Below are 15,665 nucleotides of genomic sequence, written 5' to 3'. Positions count from 1 at the left end.
ACAAGCGGTCCGATTTCTCTGAAATTTTGCAAAAAAATCTTAAAATTTTACCGCTTGTAACGTTGTTGCAAGCTGGATTGATCTTGTGCTTTTAACCACTGCAATTTTTCCTTAATTTGCTTTTCCATACCTCGTTCCGTCGGATGGTAAAATACGGTATCCTTTAATTCCGGCGGAAAATAGTTTTCTCCTGCAGCGTAGGCATTCGGCTCATAATGGGCGTAACGATACTCTTCACCGTAACCTAACGATTTCATCAACTTAGTCGGTGCATTGCGCAGATGTTCCGGTACATCGTAATCTTTGCCCTCTTTCGCAAGACGTTTCGCTTCATTGAAAGCGTTATAAACCGCATTACTTTTTGGCGCAACCGCTAAATAAATCACCGCTTGAGCAATGGCTCTTTCGCCCTCATAAGCTCCGACTCGGGTATAACAGTCCCAAGCATTAATCGCAACTTGCATCGCTCTGGGATCCGCATTGCCAATATCTTCCGAAGCTATCGCCAGTAATCGACGCGCGACATATAGCGGATCACCGCCTGCGGTTAAAATTCTTGCATACCAATACAATGCTCCGTCCGGTGATGAGCCTCGTACCGATTTATGCAATGCTGAAATCAAATCATAATAACGATCACCGCCTTTATCAAAGCGCGCTTGTCGCTCTCCTAAAACTTCAGCCAATAACGCTTTATTTAGACGTTTTCCTTGAGAGGAAGTCTCCGCCATATCCGACATTAGCTCTAAGCAATTTAAGGCAAATCTTGCATCCCCATTTACATAATCGGCGAGTAATTCAATAACATTATCTTCAATGCAATAGCTTTCATTGCCTAATCCTCGTTCTTTATTGTAGAGGGCATTTGTTAAAACTTGCACAATTTCGACCGCCTGCAATGACTTCAAAATATAAATTTTTGCACGAGAAAGTAAGGCGTTATTTAATTCAAAGGATGGATTTTCTGTCGTTGCACCAATAAAAATAATGGTGCCGTCTTCAATATGTGGGAGAAAAGCATCTTGTTGGCTTTTATTAAAACGATGCACTTCATCTACAAACAGCAATGTTCGTCTGCCGCTTTGTCGGTTGAGCTTAGCTCGCTCAATCGCTTCACGAATTTCTTTTACACCGCTTGTAACGGCGGAAAGACGCTCTACTTCCGCATCAAAATGATGTGCAATAATTTCGGCCAGCGTCGTTTTACCTGTGCCGGGAGGTCCCCAAAAGATCATAGAATGAGAATGCTCCGCTTCTATCGCACGACGTAACGGTTTACCTTCTCCGACAAGATGAGATTGCCCGATATACTCCGCCAATGTGCGGGGACGCATTCTGGCGGGTAACGGTCTAAAATCTGCTGAAAAATCAAAGGATAGACTACTCATAGTCATACTCCATTAACGTAATCTGAGCTGACGACGAATTTGGCGCATAAGTAAAAAGATCCACGGCCATAAAATACCGCTGATAATTGCACCTAAAATTTCTTGCGTATTAAACTCGGCACTATGTAATACCAATTCCACGAAGAAAATCATAAAACGAATAAGTATTACATAAAGCATTACCAAGATCGCCTGTAACCAAAGCGATAAATTACGTAAAATGAGGTGATGCTTCGCCACAAAATAAATTGCAACGGATAGCACTAGTGCATGGATCCCTAAAATAGAACCTAGCGCCAGATCCCAAACAATACCCGCTAAGAATGCCGTTCCGACGCTGATTTTATTTGGTAATGCCAATGCCCAATAGATAAGAACAAGTACGACCCAAGTTGGGCGTAATCCTTGTAATCCGACCGGCCAAGGCATAATTTCCAACACAAAAGCGATAATAAAAATTAAAAGTAATACTAAAATCTGAAATAATGGATTCGTTCGCATTACTCCGCTCCTTGCTCTGTATGATGATTTTCTTCATCATCTGCTTCAAATTGACTCGCCGGATTTATCACGTCATCCGGACCGTCTAACAACTCTTCTTTAGTTTCTTCTTTTACTTCTTCTTTCTTTTTCTCATTTAAACGCTCTAACGGATTTAAACTATTCCGTCTTTCTTCCACTACATCTCGTACTTGCTGCGGTGATAAACTTTGTGCTTTACGTAATTCCTCGCCGGTAGGCCATAATAAAAGCAAATATCTTAAACGCTCAAAAGAAGCGAGAGGGCGTGCCACAATTCGAGCAAACTGGCTTTGCGTATCATTGGTTACGGCTTCAACAATAGCTACCGGATATCCCTCAGGGAACCTGCCGCCTAAACCGGAAGTCACGAGTACATCACCTTTCACCACATCGACCGAACGAGGTAAATTATCAATAAAAAGCTCGTCATTGTGTCCCGTACCGTTTGCAATACCACGTACATCATTGCGTAATACCTGGATAGGTACCGCATGGGTTACATCCGTAATTAACAGTACTCGGCTGCTTTTCTCACCAACAGAAATAACTTGCCCGACCACTCCTCTTTCATCAATGATCGGCTGACCGACAAAAGCCCCGTCACTTTTTCCTCGATTAATAATCACTTGCTGACGATAAGCATCCATCTCAGCGGTTAAAACCTCACCGATCTTTTTATATTCGTCTTGACGTAACGGTGAGCTAAGTAATAAGCGTAATCGCTGGTTTTCTACTTTAAGTTGATCCAACAATAAAAGATCCGCATTCTTTTCGCGTAATTGCTCTTTTAATACATGGTTCTCCATTTGTAACTTATTGTTATCAATAAAGTTATTACTTACTCCATCTAATACGGAACGCGGCGTATTGGCAAAATAGTATAAACCGCTTATTGCGGTTTCCAACATATTACGGAATTGAATAATCGCACTACTTCTACCGTCAAAAGCAATCAGCACGATAGAAATAACGATAGCAAGAAATAGGCGTACGCCTAATGATGGGGCTTTAGCAAAAATTGGTTTCATTGTTCACTATTTTGAGAAGTAAATGAGTGAGAGATGGAGATTGATAATAAACAATGGATAATGGACATTTTACTGCCATTATCCATCGCAAATACTCATATCAATAAATAGTCGGCTTATTCATCGCTACTAAAGATATCGCCGCCGTGCATATCAATCATATCAAGAGCCTTACCACCACCGCGAGCAACACAGGTTAAAGGATCTTCTGCCACGATTACCGTTACGCCCGTTGCTTCGGAAAGCAATACATCGATATTTCTTAGTAATGCACCGCCACCGGTTAATACCATACCACGCTCAAAAATATCTGCCGCAAGTTCAGGCGGACATTGTTCTAATACTGATTTTACCGCTTCTACAATTCCGTTTAACGGCTGCTCAATAGCTTCCAATACATGTGTTGAATTCAGTTCAAAAGTACGGGGTGCGCCTTCGGCAAGATTATGACCGTGTACTTCCATTTTACGAACTTCGTCTTCATCACGAATAATTGCCATCGCAATTTCTTTTTTAATACGCTCTGCTGTCGCTTCACCGATTGCAGAACCGAAATGACGGCGGACATAAGCAACAATTGCTTCGTCTAATTTATCACCGCCAATGCGTACAGAGGTCGAATAAACGATACCGTTTAATGAAAGTACCGCAACCTCCGTCGTACCGCCACCAATATCAATAACCATCGAACCTGTCGCTTCATGTACCGGTAATCCCGCCCCAATTGCCGCCGCCATCGGCTCTTCAATTAAATACACTTCACGAGCACCGGCACCGATTGCAGATTCTTTAATCGCACGACGTTCCACTTGCGTTGCACCTGCCGGCACACACACCAATACGCGTGGGCTAGGACGCATAAAATTATTACTGTGCACCTGTTTAATGAAGTGCTGTAACATTTTTTCCGTAACAAAGAAATCAGCGATTACACCGTCTTTCATCGGACGAATCGCCGTAATACTTTTTGGCGTACGACCAAGCATTAATTTAGCATCCGAACCTACCGCCGCAATACTTTTTAAAGAACCGATACGGTCTTGACGTACGGCAACGACTGACGGTTCATCTAAAACAATACCTTGACCTTTCACATAAACCAATGTGTTTGCCGTGCCAAGATCGATAGAAAGATCGTTAGAAAACAATCCTAGAAATTTTTTAAACATATAGAGGAATCCATTGAATTTGGGAGTTGCAATAATAAAAAAGAATGCTCACAATGGAGCAAAAAATTATGTGTAAATATAACAAAAAAGCCTACTAAACTTCAATGAATAATTTAGGTAAAAGAAAATTACTTGCATTTAAACCAAAAACGCCACTCTTTTGGAGCGGCGTTTCAAATCAGAAACTAATTAATTAGCCTTTGTAGTTATAAACGTGAGCAACTAAGTCTAATACTTTGTTTGAATAACCTGTTTCGTTATCGTACCAAGATACTAATTTTACGAAAGTATCTGTTAATGCGATACCTGCTTTAGCATCGAATACCGAAGTTTCAACCGCACCGTTAAAGTCTGTTGATACTACCGCATCTTCAGTATAACCTAACACGCCTTTCATTTCTTCTTGTGAAGCACGTTTAACTTCCGCACAGATTTCTTCGTATGTAGCCGGTTTTTCTAAGTTCACCGTTAAATCAACAACAGAAACGTTTGTTGTCGGAACACGGAAAGCCATACCTGTTAATTTACCGTTTAATGCAGGTAATACTTTACCTACAGCTTTCGCCGCACCTGTTGATGAAGGAATGATGTTTTGTGAAGCACCACGACCACCACGCCAGTCTTTCGCAGACGGACCGTCTACAGTTTTTTGTGTCGCAGTTGTTGCGTGAACTGTAGTCATTAAACCTTCTTTGATACCGAATTTGTTGTGGATTACTTTCGCTAAAGGTGCTAAGCAGTTAGTTGTACAAGATGCGTTAGACACGATATCTTGACCTGCATACGCATCGAAGTTTACACCGTTTACAAACATAGGTGTTGCATCTTTAGACGGGCCTGTTAAAACAACTTTTTTCGCACCTGCCGTAATGTGTTTACGTGCTGTTGCGTCATCTAAGAATAAACCTGTCGCTTCAACTGCGATATCAACACCGATTTCATCCCATTTTAAGTTAGCCGGATCACGTTCAGCAGTTACGCGGATCGCTTTGCCATTAACTACTAATTGACCGTCTTTAACTTCAACTGTACCATTGAAACGACCGTGAGTTGAATCGTATTTTAACATGTAAGCCATGTAATCAACGTCGATTAAGTCGTTAATACCTACCACTTCGATATCATCGCGAAGTTGAGCTGCACGGAATACGATACGACCGATACGACCGAAGCCGTTAATACCAATTTTAATAGCCATAGATTTTTTCACCTATATTTAAAGTTAAACAAAATTCGTTCTTCCATACTCTGAAAGTACAGGGATTATAGCACATACTCTAATATGCCTTTCAACTAAAAGAACGCAATCCAATATAACAGATAAATTTTTTGTGATCTATGTCAAAATTTCAAAATTTGTAACGCTAAAGTGGTAAAAAAACGGTAGAATTGGAGAGAAATTTCTATTTTAGGAGTGAAGATGATTAAAGATATTGACGAACTAACCGAAGAACAAGTTGAGATTCTGATTAACCACGGAACCGAAATGCCGTTTACCGGTAAATTCCTGCATGAAGAACGTATCGGGACTTATCGTTGTGCACGTTGCCACAACGCATTATTCCGTTCCGATACTAAATTTGATGCCGGCTGCGGTTGGCCAAGTTTCTATGAAGCGGTTTCGGACGATGCACTACGCTATTTAGACGATTATAGTTTAGGTCGTCACCGTACCGAAATCCGTTGCGGTAACTGCGATGCGCATATGGGTCACGTATTTAATGACGGACCTCCGCCGACAGGTTTACGCTTCTGCCTAAATTCCATCGCACTCAATTTCAAATGGGATGAAACAGGCGAAGAAATTGATGGTTAATTAATTTTATAAATTAAATATCATTTAATAAATTAAACATAATAAAAGCGGTCAAAATTTGAAAAAGATTTGCAAAAATCTTTCAAATTTTGACCGCTTGTTTATGCAAAACAATCCACTATTTAAGCTAAAATATTTCTCGTAATAATATCGCCCATTTCACTGGTAGAAACCGGCGTATTTTCATCCGCCAAATCACCTGTGCGATAGCCGTCCGCTAACGCTTTTTGAATCGCCGCCTCAATCGCATCCGCAGCCTCATTTAAATTAAAACTATAGCGTAACATCATTGCAGCCGATAAAATTTGTGCAATTGGATTCGCAATATTTTTACCTGCGATATCCGGTGCCGAACCGCCCGCCGGTTCATATAAACCGAAACCGTTTTCATTTAAACTTGCAGACGGCAACATGCCCATTGAACCGGTAATCATTGCCGCTTCATCCGAAATAATATCGCCGAAGATATTCGAACATAATAAGATATCAAAACTTTCCGGTGTTTTAATGAGTTGCATTGTAGCATTATCAATATACATATGTTCTAACGTTACTTCCGGATAGTCTTTTGCAATTTCGCTTACCGTTTCACGCCATAAAATTGAACTTTGCAATACGTTTGCCTTATCAATAGACGTTACTTTCTTATTACGTTTCATTGCAGATTCAAAAGCAACGCGCGCAATACGCTCAATCTCATATTTATAGTACACTTCGGTATCAAACGCCTTAGTCTGCGAACCTTCGCCCTCACGTCCTTTCGGCTGACCGAAATAAATGCCGCCGGTTAATTCACGTACTACAACCATATCGAAGCCTTTTGCCGCAATATCCGCTCGCAACGGACAGAATTTTTCTAAACCTTTATATAAAGTGGCGGGACGTAAGTTACAGAATAATTTGAAATGTTTACGTAACGGAAGTAATGAACCACGCTCCGGTTGTTCATCCGGCGGCAAATTTACCCATTTAGGTCCGCCCACAGAACCAAACAGAATCGCATCGGCTTCTTCACAACCTTTTAAGGTATTTTCCGGCAATGCTTTACCTTGCGTATCAATTGCCGCACCGCCGATATTAAAATGATTAAAATTTAATTTAAAACCGAATTTTTGCTGTGTCGCTTCAAGCACTTTGATCGCCTGAGCCATAATTTCAGGGCCGATACCGTCCCCAGCTAAAACCGCAATGTTGTGAGTTTGCATATAATATCCTCTTATTGTTATGTAAAGATTTAAATATTCTACCTTAAAATTTTAACTATTGGGTGGGAAATTACGTAATTTGCTCTAGAATATAATATGATCGGAGAGATAATATGAATACACCATTATTAAAAATTCTCACATTAGCAGTCTTGCTCCAAACTTTAACCGCTTGCGGTACGATTATCAGCCTAACCGAAGGAGATTATTCCGTTTATGCCGGTGTAGCTAAAGACTTCAATGTCATTCAAGACGGAGGAATTTTAAGTATTCCTGCTGTGGTTGATTTACCGCTCAGTTTTGTGCTTGATACGTTAATGCTACCGGTCACATTAAGTCAATAAAGAAATATAACCAGCTTTGTAGTTACAAAGCTATACAAGAAAAATCAAGACTTGAAAGTAAGAAGTGGACGAAAACGAAAGACTAGAAAAGTTAAGTTGGCCCCCTACCGAGTTTGAACCAACCTACACGAAGCATTGCAATACAACACTCTAAGAAAAATCAAAGTCATTCCGTATAACTAAACGTATAACTAAATCAAAAAGTCATCTATAAATTAGTATATTTTACATACAATAATTCATATCGTAAGAATGGTTGGCGGAATGAATCCCGAAAAAGTAGGGAGTTCCCGAAATAATAGGGATTCATTGCACCGGCGTGATAGAACTTACTGTTTCGGTAAATGGTGTTTTACCGTTTCGGTCAATGTTTGACTGTTTTAGGGATTCTCGCCATACATCAAAGGATGTAATGATGTGGGGAAATTGTTTTTTTTGCCATTTTTCTTACCTTACCCCAGCATTTAACCCGAAACTTTCAAAAATTCTGCAAAAAGAGAACCTAAACGCATCTGCAGTACCCCATTCGAATACCCCTCCCCCTGGGAAGAACCTAGTTTTTTCTGTGTGGGGGAAATCCCCATACTTTACTGGGTGTGTCCAAAAGTGGGCATACCTCTCTAGGGTTGTTGCTGTGGTGTACTTATGTACACGACTACGAACCGTGGTCGTAATAGCCATAATTCGCCGGTAATAAAAAGCCCTATCTATATTCGGATAAGGTTCTTAGTGTTCTTTAGCTAGGATTCATCGCAACGGCTTAATTGTGGTGATATGACCACACTTATTAATGTTTGCCTGTGTCGGTGTGCTGTGTGGGGATTTCCCCCATACAGTAGGCGTTCCTTACGTATCAGCCAACGGCTTACACCCACCCGTAGAACGTAATTGGGCTGGTTAAATGTTGGCGGTGTTGGGTATAAGGTTCTTTTATCGGTCAATTTATACGAAATATAAGAATTTTGTCAGCAGTACGCGCGCGCGTATTGTTCCCTAAACTCGTTTAATTTTGCGGTTGTAAAAATTGAGCTCAAGGGGCGGTTTCTGTTGCTCACTGTTCGATATAGCAAGATAAAATTAATTTTCACCCCAAAACCACTGTATAAGATTTTCACACTTTCCACCCTCTCTATTATATAAGGAAAAATTCGTAGTCCAATAGTCCCATTAGTCCCAAAACTAACTTTTCTTTTTATATTCAATGGGTTACATGAAATTTTTGGGACTATTTTTTCACGTTTGGGACTATTTTAGGTGGTTTTTGGACTAAATACTTTTGAGTGTTTTCATTTTTTTAGCTTAAGCATTTAGTCCCAAAAGGGGGTATTTTAGTCCCAAAATGTCGATTTTAGTCCCATGATAGTCCAATAATTTTACATCTAACTTATTGATATATAATGACTTCATACCTTAAAAAGGGTGTTTGGGACTATGGGACTATTAAAAATATGCATCCTAATAGAAAGGAGAGAATAAATTTATACAGGCTGTATAAAAAGTACATTTTATAAGCACAAGGCATAACAAAAGATAACAAAAAAACCGCCAATAGTGGCGGTCTGAATGTAGTTTTATAGCATGGCTATACTTCGCTGTCTTCGTTGAGAATCTCGACAAGATACGCCCGTGTTCTCTTTGGGTTGATCTTGCGCGGCATTCGTTGAAGATATGCGTAGCCGTTGCCCTCTCCCTTATGAAGAATGCCCGCTTTAACTAATACCGGAAGCGCAACCTCTTTCGTCTGCCCTTGTAAGGCTTCATCTTCAAATACGCTCTTGAAGACAAAATAACGGTCATCTTCTACCAGTCGATAACCGGCTTTATTGCTGATAGGCTTCTGTGTGCCGTCCGGTGGAAACTCTTCAAAACGAGTATCAGCATTTACCAGTAGCCAACCGTTCACCTGTTCAATGATTTGGGTATGCTTTTTCGAATGCCAGCCATAAGCATTTACCCATTCATTGAAGTTAGCCGTGATAGCGTTTGATATATCTTGTCCCGTCCATTGTAAGATATCCTTAGCCAATAATAGGGCGGTTTCAATGAGGGCGAATCTATCCGCCATTACTCGCTTAATTTGAGGTTCTGAATTATCCGGCAAGCTCTTTAATCGAGATTGTTTTACTTTGTCGTATAACGCTCTTAATGCGCTTTTTTCCGCTTGGACTAGATAAGTAAGCCAATCTACGCCCACCGCACCATAAAACTTCATTACGTTAGTGTTTAGCGTGTCAGCGTGCGTTTTACCGTCCGCCAAGCCGTGAAACTCTGTCGCTCGTTTCATCGGGATATTGAGCAAGCGGACTAATTGACCGGCATTGACCTTTATCCCTTGTTGCTTGAGGTAGCTCTCTAAACCTTCCTCACCGGTGGAGAGATTCGCTACTAGCCATTTAATCGACTTGCGATTCCCACCTTCTTTCGCACCTTGTAACTTCCCTTGTCCGTTAAACAAGCTGTAAGCGGTCTGTGCGACGGCTTTCGGACTGGCTTCGCTGATTTCATCTAACGGCATAAATAGCCCGTTACGACTAAAGGCTTCGTTCTGTAAGGCTAACGGTGTAGCGTTCCATGCTGTACGGGTTTCTCTTGGGTGTCCGTAAATTGAAGCGGCAATATTTAAAGCGGTTGTTTTGCCGAATGTTGAATCTTCGTAGAGGTGTACGCCGTAGCCGTCCGCTTCTAAGGGTTTCAACAATGGCGCACTTAATGCCACGCCAACCGATAACATCATCGACGGATTACCTACGCAATAACGCCCGATATTCTCCACCCAGTCCGCTGTTGTTCCGCTTACTCTATATCCTTCGATATTCTGCGTTAAATTGCGGAAAATAGTCGGGGTTTGCGGTTGCCCTAGGGTTTCCCCGTTTGGCAAGGTAAAAGCAGTTAAATCGTCATTCCAGCCGGTTTTGTCGGTAATGTAATACTGCTTGGCGGTTCGGCTTTTAAATTGCAAATAATCGGCTAATTCCGCCCGCAATGCTTGCTTAGTCGTTACCGTTACATCATTACGTTTCAAATACTGCCAGCCATCACGCTCGCCAATATCTTTTAGCGGCATAACAAGCGGTCGTTCTTGCTTCTCTTTTTGCAAAATAATGAAATGTTCACTTTCTCCTTTGCCTAGCCCGATGACCTCGACAAAATCGGATAACCATTTTTCGCTTTCGACTTTCTCACCGTCCACAATACGAGTAGTTATGTAGTACAAGCCTTTTAATCCGCCACGCTTACGCATTTCTACACGTGGGGCGGTATCATCTTCGGGGTTAAGTGTGCGTTGCTCTAAAAGCTCTGCGGTAGCGTGCTGTCCGTTCTTAATGCGCTGATATTCGCTGGTTAGGTTTTCCGTATTAAAGCCTTCATCCAGCCATTCTATGGCGGTAAGGTTCGGGCAATGCTCCGCAAGGTTCATCAATACCCGTGTTCGGAAATCGTCTTTATCTTTTGCCAAAGTGGGGAGTTCTCCCACTTGGAATATTTTAATGAATCGTTGTGCTGCCGGCGCAAGTAACAAGCGGTCTAATTGGCTCAAATCTTTGCTATCCAACAAGCACGGAATCATATCATTGCCTAGCCTGAAGCTATCACGAATTAATGCCCATCTTTCTCCCTTGCCGGCTTCTGAACGGCTCATCGTACTATTCCATCGGTAATAGGCTTTGTGTGCGTCTTGACCGGCGAGAATAATCCAATCGTTGAAAGCGTTCGCTTTTGCTAACTGGTCATCATAAAAGCGGATTTTGTTCATACTCCACCTCTTCGATCACTTCCTGTAAGTAAGTGTGCGCTTCATCTAAGTATTGGAAGGCTTCCGCCAGTATTTCATCTCTGCTCATCAGCGTACCGTTTTCACGTCGTACCGCACCGTTGCCGGTTAAAGCAATCTCAAGGAATATCTTCGCCATATCTAACGGCTGCTTGATTGAATGGAGGGTTTCTAGATTACTCATTCTCGCCTCCCTTAAAGTTTAAATTTTCCATTTCAGATAAGGCAGATATAAGAATGCCGTGAATTCCTTCGATTGCTATACTAATACTTACACCATCCATATCTTGAAGACGTGATTTTGACATAGCATCTAATAGGGTCGCCGCTTGCCAACATTTAGCCATTCCTTCGTTAAATTGTGCTTGTTGGTTACTCATCTTTCGCTACCTCTACCGCTTTGCGTTCAGATTCCACTAATTTGTAGGTATTCAAGGCTTCTGTCTGTGCTTGGTGAGCTTGGATTAATTCATAAATCTGTTGATCACGTTGGCGGTGTACCTGTTTAATCTGCTCAATAAGGTAATCATTAAGCGCAAGTAAGCCGTCTGCAATATCGTCGCTATAAGTAAATCCGCCTTCGCCATCTGCGCTTAGGCACTCAGAATGATCGACGCTAATCGCACTTGATAAACTATTCGCATAGGTAAGGAGCATATCGAGGTTGTCGGTTTGCTCACGAATATCTTCAATCAATTTATTTGTGTTACGCATAAACCACCTCCTTAACGGCAAAGAAAGGGCAGACCTTAGCTTTAGCTTGTTCTAAGCTATTGGCTTTAATACGCACGGTATAGCAAGGGAATGATGAAATCGGTTTTGAAGTGTTACGTAAGTCTAAACGGCTTACGGCTTTGAATAGGTAGATCATGGCTGATAGCTCCACAAGTAAATTTTTAGAGTCTATCGCTTTGCTTTCCACGGCTTGGCGATAGCGTTTAGCGGGGTGGAAAACTGCGACTTGTGGAACACAGCCAACGATTAAACGTTGCCCACTAAACGCTACCATTGAGAGAAATGTAACAAATCCATTTTTGGATTGGTTATTTTCTTTAGGTGTGTTTAGTCCACGAACAAAAAAAGCACGGTCATTGAAGGGCGTGCTAGTGTTCGCCACAAGTAAATTATTCGAGTTTCCACGCTCGGCTTCCGATTTTGCGAAAGCGAGAATAGCATAAACCTTATTCGCTAAACTTGTAAAGTAATTCTTTTTACAAGCGGTCGAATTTTCTTCATTTTTTGCAAATTCCGCCAATAGTGCGGAATGAACCATATCTAAATAACCTTGCTGATTATTGTTGATTGTGTCGCTATTTGTTGTGATGTACTGTAAAATATTCATTGGTTAAATACCTTTTTTAAATTTTTGTTCTCGCCCTCTTAGTGTCGCTTTGAGGGCGTTTTTATGGACTCCAAGAATTCGAGTTATCAAAGTTAGGTGCAACAAGTTCGATAACTGTCGGGATATTATCTAACGTACCATTTACCGCTACTTCTAGCGTTGGCTTATCAAGCCCCAATAACTTCGCTTTTGCCATTGTGGCGGAAATCATTGCATTAGCATTGCCGTTCTCTTTTGCTATGTTTCTCGCTTCGTCTAGATCAATTAGCAAGTCATCAACGGTCAGCTTGTGCCGTGCTTGATGTTCTGCCTTTAGCTCGTCAATCCTTGCCGTGATCTTGCCGTTACTCATCAGCTCATTAGCTTTTCGGTGGACGGTTTCCGACTTCATTTCATCAGTATTGTAGGCTTGGCGGTATGCTTCGCTTGCGTTACCTAATTCAACATATTTCAGCGCAAAGGCTTCTTGTTTGGGTGTTAGGTTGTTGTCATTTGTTGTCATTATTTTTCCTTATTTGCCGCTAGTTTGCGCCAGTAATGCAGCGCACTTGCTTGTAAATGATTTTTACGTACTGTGTACTCCAAACCTAACTTAATCATTGTGGCGTTTTCCGTAACCAGTAAATGGATTAAATCAAGTTGTTCCGGTGTGAGAAATTGGCGGATTTCAACATCTGCCGGATAGCCATTCTGTGATAACCATTTCTTTTTACTCATACCCAACGCCACACAATAAACGAGAGTATTCTCACGGCTGTAAGCGTGCGGATCTTCTTTTTCAGAAGTCTGCTGTTTGAAATCAATCGCCTCATTAAGTAAGTGTTGCGTATCTCTTAAGCGGTCTTTGCTATCAAGTTGCTTTTTCATTCGGTTAAATTCTGCAATGTAGGATTCTTTGAATTGCATTGCTTTTTTACCGGTAAATCCCATAACTAAAAGCGTAAAGCCGTCTTGGGTCATTAAGAACATCTTCCGGCTTTCTCCCTTTTGGTCGGTGTACTTAACGGGCTTAAAATTCAGCCGGTTAAATTCTTCTGAACACTCTAAATTTTCAAGACGTTGCAAAATATTTTTATGCTGTTTTCCGAAATATTCCGCTACTTTGAGGGTGTTTGTCATTGCAACGGTTTCTTTACGAAACACTTTAGGAAATACCGCTTCAATCGGTAATTGCTCATTTAATCCTTTCATCTCACTTTTCCCTTTCTAATCAGTTCCAATTGCTTAATTCTTTTCGCATATAGCCATATTGAAGTCTGCCGGCTCTCGGTGTGTTTTTCTTGCTGTTCCGCTTCTAAAATCTGAATATGCGTAGCAAGGCAAGTGATAAGCTCCTCAAGCGGGTAGGGTTCTTCATCGTTATACAGGCTCTTAAACGTGAATATGTTCTTATTGCCGGCAGCGTAGTAATCAAATGCGTGCTGAATTAATAGCGTATTCATCTTGGCTATTTCACACTTCATACTGAATCACTCCTGTTACACTCCTTTCACCGGTTTACGTACTTTGTGCTGTAATTGCGCTTCCGTTGGCGTTGCTAACTGATTAAGTACGGATTCCGCCACCGTTGGCGGATAGGGAATCGCGGCGTTACGACTTACCGCTTTTCCATTTAGGAAAGTGATTAATCTCTCCGCTTGTGTTTTATCCGCTAAGAAATAGCGAAAATGCGTACCTCCGTTTTGGTTATGTTCTTGAATACGAATAAATTCAGTCTGTGTAATCGCTTCTAGTGCGTTGATCTCGTTTCGACCGCTGGTGATGCCTAATTCCCTCATTCCGTCCAGTTCAGAAAAACCGTTACGGCTTGCTAATAAATAGCTTCCTAACTTTTCTTTACGTGTAATATTGGCACTCATAATCTACCCCTACGAATTGATATAGGCTTGAATATCCGCTAAACGCCAACGAGTAGATCGCCCACATTTTTTCGGCTGTGGGAATGCGCCATCTTTCATGAGTTTGTAGATAGTAGTAACTGATAAACCAGTTACTGTACGCACATCTTGAACATTGAGTAATTGCTTTGGCGGAGTTGCCATAGTTTGAGGTTGGTTAGTTTCGATTGATGGGATATGTTCCATTCTTACGCTCCTTTGCGATTTCTTTGTTAATCATTCGGGGCGTATTGTGGAAATAAAGGCTAAATAATTCAAAAAGTTAGGTTTTAAATTAAAAACTCATTTTCAAATAAGCCTTATTTGAAAAGATATAGCAATAAAAAAGCCCTTAATTGAAAACAATTAAAGGCTTATTTGAAAACTATTTGATTTTTGGCGGGAATGGTGAAAGATTGTTTATTCTTAAATCCTCATCAATTAGCCTATCTAAGGTGGGATATTTTAAGTCTTTTGTTGTAATGCCATTGCTTTTTAGTTCAACATTTATCGCATTAAATAATTCGTTACGTGTAGAATGATTAGGATAACATTTCATAACAAGTAAGCTAAATATAGCCCTTTGCGGTGAGCTTATTCTATTTCCTTTTTCTGTATTGTCCTCAATAGTAGTATATTCTACCGCTTGCGTGTTAGGTTTTGACAGGTTTTCTAGTTGAGATTGTAGATCCGCTATCTGTTGTGCTTGCTGTTCAATTATGTTTTTTAACTGTGCTACTTCGTCAGAATTGGAGTCATCATTTGTAGAATTTTCATACTCACTAGTTAATGGACGATATGCGGGTAATTCCCATTTATAGCCGTAATGCTTAGCCCAGTTTTCAAGGGCTTTGTGTTCTATATTCAAGCTAGCAAAATCAAAATCTACATTTTGGTATGTTGAAAAACCTAACTCGCCTTTTTTTATTGCTCCTAACAATGCCGTATGTATTGAATGAAAATTAGGTTTATTCCCCATATATCGATATTCATCGGGATTAAGCCCCTGTAACAATGCAATAGAAGTATATTCATCAAAATAAGGCATTGAGGTATAAGGCAATAAGTAATCATCTAACGGTTCTTGATGATTAAATTGTTTTGTAGGTAATTCAGATAATGAAACTCCTAACGCTTTTTCTAATTGAGCTTTATTAATATAGAGTTTTTTAGCTTGCCATTCTTCAATTAACATATAATTT

The 15,665-nt window shown here is 40.7% G+C and carries 19 protein-coding genes; 2 read left to right on the top strand and 17 right to left on the bottom strand.

The window, feature by feature from the left end; all coding sequences use genetic code 11:
- Positions 1-47: 47 nt before the first annotated feature.
- From NYR63_RS02450 to gap, 5 genes are all read right to left on the bottom strand, one after another.
- Positions 48-1,388 carry a replication-associated recombination protein A gene (locus NYR63_RS02450; protein ID WP_279458022.1) on the bottom strand — a complete coding sequence of 447 codons (1,341 nt, stop codon included), beginning with the start codon at positions 1,386-1,388 and terminating at the stop codon, positions 48-50.
- A 12-nt stretch (positions 1,389-1,400) separates the two neighbouring features.
- Positions 1,401-1,889 (bottom strand): rod shape-determining protein MreD, encoded by a 489-nt coding sequence (gene mreD / locus NYR63_RS02445; RefSeq protein ID WP_279458021.1) that lies wholly within the window; start codon positions 1,887-1,889, stop codon positions 1,401-1,403.
- Positions 1,889-2,938: a rod shape-determining protein MreC gene (mreC, locus tag NYR63_RS02440; RefSeq protein WP_279458020.1), complete on the bottom strand. Its 1,050-nt coding sequence runs from the start codon at positions 2,936-2,938 to the stop codon at positions 1,889-1,891. Before mreC ends, mreD begins: the two co-directional genes overlap by 1 nt.
- 116 nt (positions 2,939-3,054) lie before the next feature.
- Entirely contained in the window at positions 3,055-4,107 is a 1,053-nt protein-coding gene (locus NYR63_RS02435; RefSeq protein WP_279458019.1) for a rod shape-determining protein, read from the bottom strand.
- Between the two features lie 193 nt (positions 4,108-4,300).
- Positions 4,301-5,305, bottom strand: a complete 1,005-nt coding sequence (gap, locus tag NYR63_RS02430; protein ID WP_279458018.1) for a type I glyceraldehyde-3-phosphate dehydrogenase — start codon at positions 5,303-5,305, stop codon at positions 4,301-4,303.
- A 222-nt stretch (positions 5,306-5,527) separates the two neighbouring features.
- Here gap and msrB point away from each other — a divergent pair, with 222 nt between their 5' ends.
- Positions 5,528-5,923 carry a peptide-methionine (R)-S-oxide reductase MsrB gene (gene msrB / locus NYR63_RS02425; RefSeq protein ID WP_279458017.1) on the top strand — a complete coding sequence of 132 codons (396 nt, stop codon included), beginning with the start codon at positions 5,528-5,530 and terminating at the stop codon, positions 5,921-5,923.
- A 122-nt stretch (positions 5,924-6,045) separates the two neighbouring features.
- Here the strand turns inward: msrB and leuB are convergent, their stop codons facing one another.
- Positions 6,046-7,128 (bottom strand): 3-isopropylmalate dehydrogenase, encoded by a 1,083-nt coding sequence (gene leuB, locus NYR63_RS02420; protein WP_279458016.1) that lies wholly within the window; start codon positions 7,126-7,128, stop codon positions 6,046-6,048.
- Between the two features lie 113 nt (positions 7,129-7,241).
- Here leuB and NYR63_RS02415 point away from each other — a divergent pair, with 113 nt between their 5' ends.
- Positions 7,242-7,472 (top strand): YceK/YidQ family lipoprotein, encoded by a 231-nt coding sequence (locus NYR63_RS02415; RefSeq protein ID WP_279458015.1) that lies wholly within the window; start codon positions 7,242-7,244, stop codon positions 7,470-7,472.
- Positions 7,473-9,054: 1,582 nt separating this feature from the next.
- Here NYR63_RS02415 and NYR63_RS02410 read toward each other — a convergent pair.
- From NYR63_RS02410 to NYR63_RS02360, 11 genes are all read right to left on the bottom strand, one after another.
- The gene (locus tag NYR63_RS02410) at positions 9,055-11,226 is read right to left on the bottom strand and encodes a DUF927 domain-containing protein (protein ID WP_279458014.1); all 2,172 of its coding nucleotides are present in this window, start codon (positions 11,224-11,226) and stop codon (positions 9,055-9,057) included.
- Complete coding sequence (locus NYR63_RS02405) at positions 11,204-11,428, bottom strand: hypothetical protein (RefSeq protein WP_014991326.1); 225 nt, start codon at positions 11,426-11,428, stop codon at positions 11,204-11,206. The genes NYR63_RS02410 and NYR63_RS02405 overlap by 23 nt, the downstream gene beginning before the upstream one ends.
- A complete protein-coding gene (locus NYR63_RS02400) occupies positions 11,421-11,624 on the bottom strand; it encodes a hypothetical protein (RefSeq protein ID WP_014991325.1) in 204 nt (67 codons plus the stop codon). Before NYR63_RS02400 ends, NYR63_RS02405 begins: the two co-directional genes overlap by 8 nt.
- Positions 11,617-11,958: a hypothetical protein gene (locus NYR63_RS02395; RefSeq protein ID WP_279458013.1), complete on the bottom strand. Its 342-nt coding sequence runs from the start codon at positions 11,956-11,958 to the stop codon at positions 11,617-11,619. Before NYR63_RS02395 ends, NYR63_RS02400 begins: the two co-directional genes overlap by 8 nt.
- Positions 11,951-12,586: an ash family protein gene (locus NYR63_RS02390; RefSeq protein WP_279458012.1), complete on the bottom strand. Its 636-nt coding sequence runs from the start codon at positions 12,584-12,586 to the stop codon at positions 11,951-11,953. The genes NYR63_RS02395 and NYR63_RS02390 overlap by 8 nt, the downstream gene beginning before the upstream one ends.
- A gap of 61 nt (positions 12,587-12,647) precedes the next feature.
- Entirely contained in the window at positions 12,648-13,088 is a 441-nt protein-coding gene (locus NYR63_RS02385; RefSeq protein WP_005612738.1) for a terminase small subunit, read from the bottom strand.
- On the bottom strand, positions 13,088-13,777 hold the full coding sequence (locus NYR63_RS02380) for a Rha family transcriptional regulator (RefSeq protein WP_279458011.1): 690 nt from the start codon (positions 13,775-13,777) through the stop codon (positions 13,088-13,090). The genes NYR63_RS02385 and NYR63_RS02380 overlap by 1 nt, the downstream gene beginning before the upstream one ends.
- The gene (locus NYR63_RS02375) at positions 13,774-14,049 is read right to left on the bottom strand and encodes a hypothetical protein (RefSeq protein WP_279458010.1); all 276 of its coding nucleotides are present in this window, start codon (positions 14,047-14,049) and stop codon (positions 13,774-13,776) included. Before NYR63_RS02375 ends, NYR63_RS02380 begins: the two co-directional genes overlap by 4 nt.
- Before the next feature lie 15 nt (positions 14,050-14,064).
- A complete protein-coding gene (locus NYR63_RS02370; RefSeq protein WP_279458009.1) occupies positions 14,065-14,445 on the bottom strand; it encodes a hypothetical protein in 381 nt (126 codons plus the stop codon).
- A gap of 9 nt (positions 14,446-14,454) precedes the next feature.
- Positions 14,455-14,670: a helix-turn-helix transcriptional regulator gene (locus NYR63_RS02365; protein WP_257192414.1), complete on the bottom strand. Its 216-nt coding sequence runs from the start codon at positions 14,668-14,670 to the stop codon at positions 14,455-14,457.
- 178 nt (positions 14,671-14,848) lie between these two features.
- A complete protein-coding gene (locus NYR63_RS02360; protein WP_279458008.1) occupies positions 14,849-15,658 on the bottom strand; it encodes a hypothetical protein in 810 nt (269 codons plus the stop codon).
- Positions 15,659-15,665 lie beyond the last annotated feature (7 nt).

Source organism: Actinobacillus genomosp. 1 (assembly GCF_029774175.1).
Lineage (GTDB): Bacteria > Pseudomonadota > Gammaproteobacteria > Enterobacterales > Pasteurellaceae > Actinobacillus.
Note: the sequence above shows the minus strand (reverse complement) of the source record. Positions and strands in the feature narration are given on the sequence as shown.

Excerpts from the sequence above, each read along its gene's own strand:
- NYR63_RS02435 (WP_279458019.1), bottom strand. The coding sequence starts at position 4,107 with ATGTTTAAAAAATTTCTAGGATTGTTTTCTAACGATCTTTCTATCGAT.
- gap (WP_279458018.1), bottom strand. The coding sequence starts at position 5,305 with ATGGCTATTAAAATTGGTATTAACGGCTTCGGTCGTATCGGTCGTATC.
- leuB (WP_279458016.1), bottom strand. The coding sequence starts at position 7,128 with ATGCAAACTCACAACATTGCGGTTTTAGCTGGGGACGGTATCGGCCCT.
- msrB (WP_279458017.1), top strand. The coding sequence starts at position 5,528 with ATGATTAAAGATATTGACGAACTAACCGAAGAACAAGTTGAGATTCTG.
- mreC (WP_279458020.1), bottom strand. The coding sequence starts at position 2,938 with ATGAAACCAATTTTTGCTAAAGCCCCATCATTAGGCGTACGCCTATTT.
- NYR63_RS02385 (WP_005612738.1), bottom strand. The coding sequence starts at position 13,088 with ATGACAACAAATGACAACAACCTAACACCCAAACAAGAAGCCTTTGCG.
- NYR63_RS02450 (WP_279458022.1), bottom strand. The coding sequence starts at position 1,388 with ATGAGTAGTCTATCCTTTGATTTTTCAGCAGATTTTAGACCGTTACCC.
- NYR63_RS02370 (WP_279458009.1), bottom strand. The coding sequence starts at position 14,445 with ATGAGTGCCAATATTACACGTAAAGAAAAGTTAGGAAGCTATTTATTA.
- NYR63_RS02415 (WP_279458015.1), top strand. The coding sequence starts at position 7,242 with ATGAATACACCATTATTAAAAATTCTCACATTAGCAGTCTTGCTCCAA.
- NYR63_RS02405 (WP_014991326.1), bottom strand. The coding sequence starts at position 11,428 with ATGAGTAATCTAGAAACCCTCCATTCAATCAAGCAGCCGTTAGATATG.
- NYR63_RS02390 (WP_279458012.1), bottom strand. The coding sequence starts at position 12,586 with ATGAATATTTTACAGTACATCACAACAAATAGCGACACAATCAACAAT.
- NYR63_RS02360 (WP_279458008.1), bottom strand. The coding sequence starts at position 15,658 with ATGTTAATTGAAGAATGGCAAGCTAAAAAACTCTATATTAATAAAGCT.
- NYR63_RS02365 (WP_257192414.1), bottom strand. The coding sequence starts at position 14,670 with ATGGAACATATCCCATCAATCGAAACTAACCAACCTCAAACTATGGCA.
- mreD (WP_279458021.1), bottom strand. The coding sequence starts at position 1,889 with ATGCGAACGAATCCATTATTTCAGATTTTAGTATTACTTTTAATTTTT.
- NYR63_RS02375 (WP_279458010.1), bottom strand. The coding sequence starts at position 14,049 with ATGAAGTGTGAAATAGCCAAGATGAATACGCTATTAATTCAGCACGCA.
- NYR63_RS02395 (WP_279458013.1), bottom strand. The coding sequence starts at position 11,958 with ATGCGTAACACAAATAAATTGATTGAAGATATTCGTGAGCAAACCGAC.
- NYR63_RS02410 (WP_279458014.1), bottom strand. The coding sequence starts at position 11,226 with ATGAACAAAATCCGCTTTTATGATGACCAGTTAGCAAAAGCGAACGCT.
- NYR63_RS02400 (WP_014991325.1), bottom strand. The coding sequence starts at position 11,624 with ATGAGTAACCAACAAGCACAATTTAACGAAGGAATGGCTAAATGTTGG.
- NYR63_RS02380 (WP_279458011.1), bottom strand. The coding sequence starts at position 13,777 with ATGAAAGGATTAAATGAGCAATTACCGATTGAAGCGGTATTTCCTAAA.